This is a genomic window from Wolbachia endosymbiont (group B) of Cyclophora punctaria (assembly GCF_964028235.1).
In the GTDB taxonomy this organism is placed as follows: Bacteria; Pseudomonadota; Alphaproteobacteria; order Rickettsiales; family Anaplasmataceae; genus Wolbachia.
In genome coordinates this window covers 973,518-986,089 of sequence record NZ_OZ034749.1, presented here as the reverse complement: position 1 = coordinate 986,089, position 12,572 = coordinate 973,518, and the positions used below count along the sequence as shown (strand labels likewise).

9 protein-coding genes, 1 tRNA gene and 4 pseudogenes are annotated in these 12,572 nt (G+C 34.0%); 5 read left to right on the top strand and 9 right to left on the bottom strand.

The window, feature by feature from the left end:
• Positions 1-23: 23 nt before the first annotated feature.
• Positions 24-902 carry an IS3 family transposase gene (locus ABWU33_RS04840; protein WP_353273672.1) on the bottom strand — a complete coding sequence of 293 codons (879 nt, stop codon included), beginning with the start codon at positions 900-902 and terminating at the stop codon, positions 24-26.
• A complete protein-coding gene (locus tag ABWU33_RS04835; RefSeq protein ID WP_353280344.1) occupies positions 878-1,177 on the bottom strand; it encodes a transposase in 300 nt (99 codons plus the stop codon). The genes ABWU33_RS04840 and ABWU33_RS04835 overlap by 25 nt, the downstream gene beginning before the upstream one ends.
• Positions 1,178-1,258: 81 nt before the next feature.
• On the opposite strand from ABWU33_RS04835, the pseudogene ABWU33_RS08175 reads away from it, so the two are divergent.
• The 4 genes and pseudogenes from ABWU33_RS08175 to ABWU33_RS04805 all read left to right on the top strand — a co-directional run.
• A pseudogene (locus ABWU33_RS08175) lies at positions 1,259-3,031 on the top strand (glycoside hydrolase TIM-barrel-like domain-containing protein); the annotation flags it as partial.
• 76 nt (positions 3,032-3,107) lie between these two features.
• A pseudogene (locus tag ABWU33_RS08170) lies at positions 3,108-4,252 on the top strand (hypothetical protein).
• A gap of 119 nt (positions 4,253-4,371) precedes the next feature.
• A pseudogene (locus ABWU33_RS08165) lies at positions 4,372-5,168 on the top strand (hypothetical protein).
• A 120-nt stretch (positions 5,169-5,288) separates the two neighbouring features.
• The gene (locus ABWU33_RS04805; RefSeq protein ID WP_264337359.1) at positions 5,289-6,107 is read left to right on the top strand and encodes a hypothetical protein; all 819 of its coding nucleotides are present in this window, start codon (positions 5,289-5,291) and stop codon (positions 6,105-6,107) included.
• Positions 6,108-6,493: 386 nt separating this feature from the next.
• Here the strand turns inward: ABWU33_RS04805 and lipA are convergent, their stop codons facing one another.
• The 6 genes from lipA to rpsD form a co-directional block, all read right to left on the bottom strand.
• Entirely contained in the window at positions 6,494-7,366 is an 873-nt protein-coding gene (gene lipA / locus ABWU33_RS04800) for a lipoyl synthase (protein ID WP_250120402.1), read from the bottom strand.
• Positions 7,359-7,673 carry a 50S ribosomal protein L28 gene (rpmB, locus tag ABWU33_RS04795; RefSeq protein WP_015588578.1) on the bottom strand — a complete coding sequence of 105 codons (315 nt, stop codon included), beginning with the start codon at positions 7,671-7,673 and terminating at the stop codon, positions 7,359-7,361. Before rpmB ends, lipA begins: the two co-directional genes overlap by 8 nt.
• 54 nt (positions 7,674-7,727) lie before the next feature.
• Positions 7,728-8,051: a DUF721 domain-containing protein gene (locus tag ABWU33_RS04790; RefSeq protein ID WP_143689050.1), complete on the bottom strand. Its 324-nt coding sequence runs from the start codon at positions 8,049-8,051 to the stop codon at positions 7,728-7,730.
• A gap of 267 nt (positions 8,052-8,318) precedes the next feature.
• Positions 8,319-8,513: a Fe-S cluster assembly protein IscX gene (gene iscX / locus ABWU33_RS04785; RefSeq protein ID WP_007302643.1), complete on the bottom strand. Its 195-nt coding sequence runs from the start codon at positions 8,511-8,513 to the stop codon at positions 8,319-8,321.
• 20 nt (positions 8,514-8,533) lie between these two features.
• Positions 8,534-8,620, bottom strand: a tRNA-Leu gene (locus ABWU33_RS04780).
• Positions 8,621-8,625: 5 nt separating this feature from the next.
• A complete protein-coding gene (rpsD, locus tag ABWU33_RS04775; RefSeq protein ID WP_006012690.1) occupies positions 8,626-9,240 on the bottom strand; it encodes a 30S ribosomal protein S4 in 615 nt (204 codons plus the stop codon).
• Positions 9,241-9,353: 113 nt separating this feature from the next.
• On the opposite strand from rpsD, the gene tkt reads away from it, so the two are divergent.
• Positions 9,354-11,318 carry a transketolase gene (gene tkt / locus ABWU33_RS04770; protein WP_353280417.1) on the top strand — a complete coding sequence of 655 codons (1,965 nt, stop codon included), beginning with the start codon at positions 9,354-9,356 and terminating at the stop codon, positions 11,316-11,318.
• Positions 11,319-11,672: 354 nt separating this feature from the next.
• Here tkt and ABWU33_RS04765 read toward each other — a convergent pair.
• Positions 11,673-12,518, bottom strand: a pseudogene (locus ABWU33_RS04765) (AAA family ATPase); the annotation flags it as partial.
• Between the last annotated feature and the right edge of the window lie 54 nt (positions 12,519-12,572).

Here is a 12,572-nt window from a genome sequence, read left to right as displayed (position 1 = left end):
GACAGAAAGTTAAGACGTTTTTGCTATGAGAATGATGAATCAAAAAGCTCAGGAATGCAATAGTTAATAGTAGAATGTCTACGCTGTTTATTATAAAAAATTTCTATATATTCAAATATTGCGGTTTTAGCTTGTTGTGCAGAGTGTTGTGAAGTATCAATGAGTAACTCTCTCTTAAGTGAACTAAAAAAGCTCTCTGAAACAGCATTATCATAACAACAACCTTTGTGACTCATACTAGAAGTAATATTTTTTGTACTTAGTAAAAATTGATAATTTTTAGAGGTGTATTGCGATCCTTGATCGCTATGAAATAGTAGATTTTTAGCAGATTTGCGCCTACCAATAGCCATGAATAACGCATCTATAACTAATTGCCTATTTACTGCATTACTCATTGACCAGCCAATCACCATGCGTGAATATAAATCTATTATTGCTGCCAAATATAACCATCCTTCATTAGTTTTTATGTACGTAATATCAGTTACCCATATCTTGTTAGGTTGATCAGCGATGAAATTCTGATTTAATATGTTAGGAGTTATAACTCTATTGTCTATTTGTGGTTTTTTACTTTTAAACTTTCGTCTAAGCTTAGCTTGAATGCCATTTTTCTGCATAACATTTTGCACTGTTTTGATGTTATAATTTTTACCTAAAGCCTTTAATTCAGCGTGAATTTTAGGAGCTCCGTATCTGCATTGTGATGCTCGATATACCTTCTGAATATCTTGTATGAGCTCTTCTCTTATTGATTTTTTGTTGTTTTTTTCCTTAGTAATCCATTTATAATAACCACAAGCAGATACGTTCAAAAATCTGCATAATTCCCGTATTTTATAGCAGTTTTCATGTTCTTTTATAAAAGAATATTTTACTCTTTTTGGTTTGCAAAATATCCCAGGGCTTTTTTTAAAATGTCTCTTTCCCTCGTTACTCTTGCCAGCTCTTTCTTTAAATAAAACTTTTCTTTGTCACAATGAGCTACTTTCCCTTTTCCTGGAAACGCATCTACTCCAGACATTCTATCATTGTATGTTTTTACCCATCTGCTTAATGAATCACCGCTAATACCCAAATCTCTTGCTATTTTTGCTGATGATTGACCTGTTTCTTTTACTAGTCTTATAGCTTCAATTTTGAATTCTGCTGTATATTCTTTTCTTTTTGTCATACCACACCTCTTTGAAAAAACGTTTTATTTTACTTCAAAAACGTCTTAACTTTCTGTCTACTTTTTCTGGGTAAGGTCAGGTCTTCACAGTTCATCGATGTTATTGGCATAGATGCTTATTTTCCACTCACCGATGGCGAAGAACCTCCTTTTGGCTATTCTGCGAAAGATGTAACGGGTGGTTGGAGCAGTGGGGTAGGGTATGATTATTTTTACGATTACTCAAAAAGTGATCCTGAGAAAATAAAGTATAATAACAGCAAATATGCGTGGAAAAATATCGAGAAATGGTGGAGTGAAGTTCATGTAAATCCAGGTGGTAGTAAAACAAAATGGCAACCAAAAATGAAGAAAATATGGTTTACCGAATATGGATTTCCCAGTATGAACGGCTGCACTAATGAGCCCAATGTGTTTGTTGATAAAGGTAGTATAGAGAGTAAATATCCACGATACTCAAACGGAGAGGTGAGCTTTCTTTCGCAGAAAACTGCAATCGAAGGAACATTAAAAAAGTGGCAAAGCTCAGAAATGGTGGAGAAAATGTTCCTCTGGGCGTGGGATGCAAGGCCATTTCCTTATTTTCCCAACTTGTGTGATATGTGGGCTGACTGCCATAACTGGCAGACCGGGCACTGGATTCAGGGAAAAATTTCACAACTTAATGTTTACGATGTTTTGTCTGATCTGTTGCAAAAGGTAGGTCTCAAAGGCGATCAGTTTGATACAAGTGATGTTAAAGGATTACTATCTGGGTATGTAATAAATGATCAGCAACCCGTACGCTCAATTATTAAAATGCTGCGAAGGTGCTATTTTTTTGATGTGGTTGAACAGAACTCAAAACTGAAATTTATTCAAAAGGGCAGGGGAGTGACAACTGAAATACCAATTGGCGAGATGGTTACCAATAACGTTGCAAAACTTGTTAATATTAGTCAGCTAGATTTAAATAGTAAAGTCAATGTTGTCTATTTTAACCGCAATTTTGGCTATCCAATTGATGTGAAATATGCTGAACTGCCAAAGCAGGGCAATGCTGCAACAGTTGAAATACCTCTCATTATGGAGGAAGGGGAGGCGCAAAATATAGCTGAAGTTTTACTTTATTCTTCGTGGTAAGAGAGAAATGTATACAACTTTAAGCTCCCGATAAAATATGCATGGCTTTTACCAAGTGATGTCATAGCAATTTCAGATGGCGAGAAAAGACATACGATGAGAATTATAAAAACAAAGTTTGAAAGCATGTCCATTCAAGTAATGGGAGTTAGTTATGATCCCTCTATATACAAGCTCTCCTTTCCTTCAACAAGATCACTTATGCTTAAAGAATACCCTCCTTCTCACATCAGTAAATCTATCGTAGAAATGATAGATTTACCGTATATTAAAGATAATATCTCAAGCTTTACTTTAATTAGTGAAGAGGAAAGTTGGAAAGGAGCAACGCTCTTTATTTCGTATGATGATAAAGATTATAAGCCTATCGCAAGCGCAAATACACAATCTACTTACGGATATGTTATGGAATCTAGCAATGAGGAGATTACAGTAGTGCTGCGTTTTGGTGAGCTAGATGCAACTGCGTTAGCACTGATTGGCAAAGAGGTAATAAAATTACAAAGTGCAAAGCTTATAGATAAGAATAAATACAAATTGAGTGACCTAATTAGAGGTCAAAAAGGCACTAAGAAATATGAACACACTGCAGGTGAAAAATTCGTTCTGCTTGATCATTCAATAATTTCTTTCAAAGTACAAAGGGGTAAAAAGTTTTATCTCAAAGCAGTCACCTACGGTGACTCATTGGATAATACGAAAGCGAAACTATTGATCAAGAACTTCAGCTAACCAACAGGTATATTGATTTACACTTTATTAAAAAATCCACTATAATATTAATATAGCAATATAGTAAGGTAAAATAATGATCGGTAATGTAAAAAAATTATCAAATAAAGCACCAATAATACTAACATGGGTGCCAAGAGTGCATGGTGCATCTTTACCGAATGGTAAAAATAGTACCCTGAATTATTTAGAAATAATTAAAAATCATAAATTAACAAATAAAGAGGAGAGAGACATATATCTGGTTATAAATGGTCCTGGATTTGAAGAAAATCAAATAGATAGTTTAAAACATGAGCTGAAAGGAATTGAAGGAGTACATGTTATAGACTTGCATCAATGTGACTGGAGCGAAATAGATACAGGATGGAAAATAGATGGTAAAGACATTAGCATAAAGGATTTCTTCAAAAATATGTATAATATGTCGGAGGAGCAAAGGATGTATTTTGCTATTGAAATAGATACTTTTAGATTAATTGCTCTTGCTCTTTCAGAAAAAATGACAGGAGAGAAAGGTGCAATATATAGACTTTGATTCTTTAAAACCCATTCCCACTCATATAGGGAAGGATATAACAAATTTCTGAGGGGATATTGTTGGGACCGATTGTTGTAGGTATTAACGATAGTGGAAAAATCGTTTATACACAGTTAAATAATGACTTAATTGCGATAAATGATTTAAGCATAGCAGTTGATATCTTATCTAAGTATAAAAGTGAAATACTAAGTCAAAAAGAAATGTGCGGTAAATTAGTAGAGTATTTACCTTCAGCTATAATTAAACTAGGTGATTGCATCAGTATGCTTGAAAAAGAGGAAGAGATGAAAAAGGAAGAAGAGAAAGATGAAATAAAAAGGATTATCAAAGAAGTGAAGAATCAGAAAGAGTATTCAGAAAGGTGTGTAGAAGATTTAAGCAATGGTAGAATAGCGACGTTATATGAACAAGCTTTTTTTCCCTTCCTTACCCAATTTGGAGCAAATTTAGGTCAACGAAATGTTGTGAGGATAGTGCATGATAAATTAATTGGTCAAGAAGAAAGCAAATGGAAGTCATTTGCTTTTGGAGAGAACAATGGTAACTATAGAATGACTCTAGCAGAAAGTGATTTATCCTGGATGAAAGGAAAAGATCTATACCGTGAACGAGTAGATAACAAGCTGGAAGGAGCAGAAGTAGACAGGGTAGCAATGGAAAAGCTATCGCTTACATAACAGTTATTAAAGGACTTTTCTATATTGAAAATAGAAAGTCCTTTAAAGCAAAGGTTCTAAATAATTGACAGTCAATAAAATATAATACTAGTATTAATCTATGTGATAGAGGGAATAATATGTCAAAAAAAATAGTTAATGCACTGAAAGATAAGGAGAGGGAGAGGAGATATGCTGATTTGAAGTCTACAGAAAGTTCTGATTATAGAACATATAAGGATTTGGATATGGACTTCAATAGTGAATATGAATTTGTTTGTGACCTTGTTATTAATGGGAAGGCAATAACTAATGATTTCATTAAAATTTATATTTAAAACATGAAAATCTCATTACAAAGGACAAAAAAGGGAGTTATCGTCTGTTTCTTAAGCAAATCTTCACGGAACACGCCGGTGCAGCAGTTCCAAATGACTCTATTATGGAAGAATTGATAACTTATTATAACAGGTCTGGGTACAAGCAATTCTTTTCTTCTCAAAGTCAAGCACTTCATTCTTTTGGATTGTGCATGTATTCATTCCACTATTTAGTTCCTTCTTACAGAGAAAGGACCTATATAAGTTGTGAAGATCGAAATTGTCTGAAGTTCAGTTTTAGCGTAAATGATGGCATATATAACGATAATAAAATTTTAGTATGTGATTTACAAAACTCAGTGGAGTTTAAACTAAAATGTGAAGTATGAAGAAGGTAAGGTGTCTCTTACTATATTCCTAAGGAGCTGAAAAACTACAAAGCAAATGATAAGAATTTGTTTGATGTTATTATTGAGTATTTTCAGAAATTTTGCGAAAAATTTGGATTTCACTTTTGTGAGGAAAAATTTGAGCATAGTCTGGATAAGCCACTTGGAGCATTAAGTGATATAAATACATTCCAAGATAAGAATCTAAACTTGAAGAATTTAAAATAAGATATTGAAATCTCTGCTTTTTTTAATAAGGTGAGTATAATAAAAAGTAAATCAAGTTTTACAGAAAACCTTTACTTATGATGAAAAGTACGTAATACGTATATAATATAAGATTGTGATATGTCAAAAAAAATAGTTAATGCATTAAAATCTGAAGTAAAAAAGCTCAAATATGCTGATTTAAAGTCTATATCAATAAAATCAGATAATTGGAACTTTAGTTACAAAACATATATTGACCTTGGTAGATCACACAACCTTACTATTAATGAGAAAGAAGTGCCTAATGAGCTTATCGAGGAGCTATATTCAAAACATAAAGATCTCATTTTAGGGAATGAAAAAGGAAAAAGAAACTATTGTTTGTTTCTTAAAGTAGTCTTTATGGAAATGTTTATACGTGTTGGTGCAACAGTTCCAAATGACCCTATTATAGAAGAATTGATAACTAGTTATCATCAAGAAGGATATAATCATTTTTTGTTTCTGCATTTATTAAAGGCTCTTTTTCCACTTGGCTTGCTTGTGTTAGATTCTGATATAATAATAACTTATAGTATGGATTGTCATAGTTCCAATTGTCTAAAACTCAGTTTTAGCATGGAATGTATAAGGGTACTTAGCAGTGATCTTGCTAATGATATCAAAACACCAGGTTTTTACAGTTCAGTAGAATTTAAACTGAACTGTAAGGGTAGAAATGTAACATATGAAGATGGTAAAGTGCTTATTAATATTCCGAAAGAGCTGAAAAATCATAAAGCAAGTGGTAGAAGTTTGTGTGACATTACTATTGAGTATTTTCAAGAATTTTTTGGAAATTTGGGATTTAAATTTGAGATAAAAGTGGAACATAGTCTAGGGGAGCCACTGAAGGTATTAAATGATGTAAGTGTGCTTTGCTCTCAGTTAGAATGTATCCGTTCAGCAGAGTGGTAAAATAAATTAGACGAAACTAATAAGTGGGTATCATGAAAGTAGCTATCATTCAGTCTTTTCATGCAAAAAACAATGATGTCATTCCAGCGCGTGACCAGTTCTGATTGCCTGTTCTGGATCCCAGTATCAAGTACTGGGATGACAAGAGTAAAGAGAACACTGAGATGACAAAGCACTGGTATGAAGGCTTAGTAATTTATGACGGTGTCATTCCAGCGCGTGACCAGTTCTGATTGCCTGGTCAGTCCTCTTGATTTCAGTGTTAGGCTACTCGAATAACAGGTGTTACTGAAATAACACCGATGGGCTACTGGAAGGATAAGAGGCTACTTGAATGAAAAGAAAGGGAGCAATGGCTTGCACATTTCCTTGAACAGATAGGTTAATTAGGTTGAAGTTTTAGCAGCAGCAAGTCTGTTAAAATCTTCTTCAGCGTGGTACGATGACCGCGTTAATGGGCTTGATGCAACTACCAAAAAGCCTTTGGAATAAGCAATATATTTATAATGCTCAAACTCTTCTGGGGTAACATATCTATCAACCTTTACATGCTTTGGAGTTGGTTGCAAATATTGACCAATTGTAATGAAGTCAACTTCGGCGCTACGTAAATCATCCATAACCTGAAAGATTTCTTCTTTTGTTTCTCCAAGACCAACCATAAGCCCTGACTTCGTAAAAAGTTTAGGATTAATCTGTTTCACCATCTTTAGCAAATATAGTGAATGAAAATAACGAGCTCTTGGTCTTATTTTTGCATACAGCCTTGGTACTGTTTCGATGTTGTGGTTATAAACATCAGGTGATGCAATAGCTATTGCTTCAAACGCTCCTTTCTTATTTAAAAAATCAGGAGTGAGGATCTCTATTGTTGTTTCCGAAGTTATCTTTCTAATTTCTTCTATACACCTTATAAACTGATTTGCACCACCATCTGGTAAATCGTCACGGTCAACAGAGGTAATGACAACGTGCTTTAAATTTAACTTTTTTATTGCTTTTGCTAAATTTTCTGGTTCATGAGGATCGAGCTTATCAGGAATGCCAGTTGCAACGTTGCAAAACGCACAAGCACGAGTACAAACAGAACCGAGAATCATCACAGTAGCATGACGTTTATTCCAACATTCACCAATATTTGGACACGCAGCTTCTTCGCATACTGTATGTAAGTTATGTAGCTTAACAGTGTTTAAGGTTTCATTGAATATTTTACCAGCTGGAGCTTTTGCTCTGAGCCATATAGGCTTACTATGCATCTGAAACAGCTAATTCTACCTCTTGTTTTGCTAAAACTTTCTTTAATCTTCTTTTTATCTTTTGTGCTTCTTTACTTAGTTTAATTGTTTTTGTATTGAGCAAGAAAGCATCAAGATCACCTTTATAGTCTATAGTTCTTAAAGTTCTTGTTGCTATACGAAAGCTAAACTTTTTGTCTAATATATTACTCGTCAATGTAACTTTATGTAAATTTAAGAGAAAGGTACGCTTTGTTTTACGATTTGAATGCGATACCTTATTACCAAAAGACTTTTTTCTATTTGTTAACTCACAAATTCTACTCACTTCAATATACCAATTTATCCTATGTAACTAGGTTAACCTGATATAGTTAAATAGTCAACTCCCTTGCTTGATTTTTATACCATATACTGCCTTATAGCCAAAAAACACTGTAATTTTTTCTATTACAAGAGAAACCATATGCTGCATTTCTAATGCTTTACTGCCATTTGTTACTAACAGATACAGCACACCAGAGTTTACGTTTTGTGCGTATGAGATCTTTTGTGGTTTTGTACATTCTGCTAATTCCTCTCCAACTATACTTTTCCAGTTTAAAATAAGACGTATTTCATTTTTGCTGATCTTATTTTTCATGCATTTTAATGCATAGTTTTCTATTATAGATTTTAATTTCTTTGGCCCGCTATATTTAAACATCTTTCCAGTGCTTAAAATTAAATTATATTACAACTTTCTTATACAAAAAACTAACTTATTGTTTTCATGACCCTCGGCCTCACACATAAAAAGCAGTATTTGTATATCTAGCATTTGCCAGAATTTTGTGTTTCCTACCTTGTAATCATTTTTAATTTTAATTTGTTAAATTATTATGAAGCTAAGTAAAATTCGAGTAAAGTATAGTATTTCCAAGAAGATTATCTTTTTACTGTATGCCGTAATTTTCTTATAGCTATCTGTTTTTTAAGATCTTTCTGCAATCCAAGCTGCTTGAATGGCCTCTAATATTTTTTCATTACAATACTTTTCATCATCATCAAACTCTTCTAAATCCAAGACTTTTCTTTTAAGTTCAGTGAATCTAATACTAATTATATCTTCATTTGGAAATTTCTCTTCTAGAGCTTCTGCAATATCTTCTATATCAAGCCATTTCATACTTTTTTAATAAATTAAACTGGTGCCCATGGGGAGACTTGAACTCCCAAGGTCGCAAAACCCACGGATTTTAAGTCCGCTGCGTCTACCGATTCCGCCACACGGGCTTTATTTATCTAGAGTAAAATTCTACTACTAAATTGACTTCCATGTCTGCTGAATATGGGACTTCGGAATATTGAGGCGCTCTCAAATACTTCACTGAAAGTGCTTTGCTATCTGCCTCTAAATAATCTGGAGCCTTACGTTCTTGTTTTTGTTCAGCCTCTATTAATATAGGAATTTTTGCTGCTCTTTCCCTTATTTTTACTATATCACCAGGCTTCACTCTATAACTTGATATGTTAACCACCTTATCATTAACTGTAACATGTTTATGAGATATAAGCTGTTTTGCCGAGTAAATTGTTGGCACAAAACCAGAGTGATATAAAACAGAACTTAACCTTGATTCTAAGGCACCAATAAAATTATCAGCCGTATAACCTTTTCTTTTGTAAGCATCTAAAAATGTACGTCTAAGCTGTTTGCTTGAAATTGCATAGTAGAACTTAAATTTTTTATGTGCAGCAAACTGCTTACCAAAGTCAGATAACTTCTTAAATCCAAGAATACCATGCTGACCTGGAGGGTATTTTCTTTTATTGACCGAATCTTTTGCTCTACCCCATAAGTTTACACCAAGCCTGCGACTGATTCTATACTTTCTATTGATAACAGTTGTCATACAAAAATTCTCACAATCTAACTATAAATTATTAATGATTTTAACATTAAGTGTCAACTTGTTTTTGCCACTATGATATAGTATACTTCACTTTTAAGTTTTCCTATTAATACATGAATCATCTACTATTAAAATCCATGGCAAATGCTGTCCGCTTTTTATCAATTGATGCAGTACAAAAAGCAAATTCTGGACATCCAGGTATGCCACTTGGCATGGCAGATGTTGCCACTGTATTATTTGCTAAATATCTAAACCATAACCCTGATGATTCTCAATGGATCAGTAGAGATCGTTTCGTCCTATCAAATGGTCACGGTTCAATGTTGCAATACTCTATATTATATCTGACAGGCTACCTTAGTATAGATGAACTAAAAAACTTCAGGCAACTTACATCAAAAACTCCAGGTCACCCAGAATTTGGCTTAACTTTTGGTATAGAAGCAACAACAGGCCCGCTTGGTCAGGGATTTGCCACTGCTGTTGGCATGGCACTTGCTGAATCGATTCTTGCAAAGCAGTTTGAAATCAGTCACTACACTTACGTAATGCTAGGAGATGGTTGTCTTATGGAAGGTATAAGCCATGAAGCAGCGTCCCTTGCTGGGCATCTTAAATTAAATAAGCTGATAGCACTTTTTGACGACAATGACATCTCTATAGACGGCTCTACTAGCCTCTCTTGCTCTGATGATGTAGAAAAGCGTTTTTCAGCGTATGGATGGAATGTTGACAAAATCGATGGGCATGACTTTGATGCTATATCCCTTGCAATAGAGCAGGCGCAAAAGTCTGATAAACCTACACTAATCTGTTGCAAAACTATTATCGGAAAATTTTCAAGCCGTGCTGGCACATCTTCTGCTCATAGTGGTGCCTTTACAGAGGAAGATGTAAAACAGATGAGAGAAAAATTGAATTGGAACTATGAACCATTTTATGTACCAGAAGATGTGAAAAACGCTTGGATGGAAACAGTTAAGAGGGCAAAACAAAACTATACATCCTTGATCAATGAAGAACTACAAAGAAGACTTGAGAAACGTTTGCCGAATAACATCGAGAGTGATTTGGCTAACCTGAGGAAACAAATATGTGAGCTCATGCCAAACGAAACTACTCGATCTTCTTTCGGCAGAGTAATGGAACTATTAACTAAGTCTATGCCAGAACTAATTGGTGGCTCTGCTGATCTTACCGGTTCAAATTGTACTAAATATAAGCACATGCAGGCAATAGATAGTAATAATTATAGTGGCTCTTATGTACACTATGGAGTGAGAGAGCACGCTATGGCAGCTTGTATGAATGGTATGGCTCTTCATGGTGGGATTATTCCTTATGGTGGAACTTTTTTAGTATTTTCCGACTACTGCCGCCCTGCTATACGTCTTTCAGCCTTGATGAAACAGCAGGTTATATATGTAATGACTCATGACTCAATTGGAGTAGGAGAAGATGGTCCAACTCACCAGCCAGTAGAGCATTTAGCCTCTTTGCGAGTTATACCAAATCTATATGTTTTTAGGCCAGCTGATGCAATTGAAACTTTAGAGTGCATTAGCATTGCACTTGAAAAAAAAGAGTCACCTGCACTATTTGCGCTTTCAAGGCAAAATATTAATTACATGCACTCTTATACTGACCAATTGGCCAACCTATCAAAATTTGGTGCATATATACTATGCGAATATTCAGGGAAGCTAGAAGTGACGATATTTGCTACCGGATCTGAAGTTGAAATTGCAGTTGGGGCAAGAGAAAAATTACAGGAAAAAGGTGTAGGTACAAGGGTCATTTCTATGCCGTGTTGGAGGCTTTTTGACGAGCAAAGTGATGAATATAAAGGGGTAGTATTAAATAATGACAGTATTAAAGTTGCAATTGAAGCTGGAAGTGAAGTGGGTTGGCATAAATATATAGGTTCAAACGGTATATTTATTGGCATGAAAAATTTTGGAGAATCAGCACCTTATGAAGCTCTTTATAAGCATTTTAATATTAGCGCTGATTATGTAGTAAAATGTGTTTGTGAAAACGCTTTTTATCATTCCACTGCGCATAAAGTTACTTAATGCACTCAGCCAGTGCCGTTATTATGATATATATAACAATGTTACAAAAATAATATCATAGAATTCAAGAATTACTACGTGCTAAAAAAAGCAAAATGCTGTTTATAAGAATAAATGGCAAACACTCAACCAATTTCTATTTGTAAATCAGGTGAAGTCAAACCTATAAAAAATTTGGGAGTGTTCATACGCGTCAAGAAAGGTGGTTTTTTTAAAAATATCTTAAATTTTTGATCAAAAACTACCTCACTCTACACTTCCGCCATTTTCTTCAATTTAAGCTACAGCACCAGCAAGGACTTTTTAACTTGCCAAACAGGTACAGATTTAAAACCTTAAAAAACATTTAAGCAGTTAAAAACTCAGTATAGTTTGAGTTTGATCAATTTCAACATTACTAAGTGTTGTATTTGCCTTATACAAACAGTAACATCCTGCTGCAAGAAAAATTAATGCGGCTACAGTGAATGAAAGACACATTGCTAAATGAAACATTGTCAAACTTGCACCAACAGCAGATGCTCCAGACAATACAAAAGAAATAGAGGCGTAACTACCTTGCCTTTTACTATTGTTGCTTGCTCCTAAGAATTTTTCATATTTACTATTTAGCTCTTTATTTTTACCTTCAAATTGTTTTTGTAGATCTTTAACACGATTCTCTAATGTGCTTTCATGTTTCTTGAGTTCGGTTGTTACCATACTCTCTAATTCACTCTGTAGTTGAGTACTTTTTTCATTGATAGTCTTTAGATTATCCTTTAATTGAGTGTATTCTTTAGTACATTGAGTTACTTTAATTAAGTCTTTCCTTACAGAATCTAGGCCCTGTTCTAAGTCACTGTTCCTAGAGTCAAGTTCTTCAAATCTTTCCTCACGTTCTTTCTGTAGCGCATTAATTTTAGTTTGTATACCATTAAGTAATTTAGTCACTTTAGCCAACTGTTGAGTAACTACAACATCTGAACTACTATTTGCAGAGCTATGACTTTCTACATTATCTGCATTATCAATATTAACATCACTGCTACAATTGGGTTTAGGACTATTAAGTAATTCTAGACCACCATTAACTTGCTCACTTTCAGGCCCTTGAGATTTCTTCTTCTTAATTGCCTTAATGAAGTGATTCGTGTTAATAGTGATTTTTCCTTCAATTTTAGAAGAATATATAATATCCCATGCTGTGTTATTTATTAAATCAACTATGTTTTTTTTAATTTTTCATTTGTATAATTTTGCAACTTTACCCAA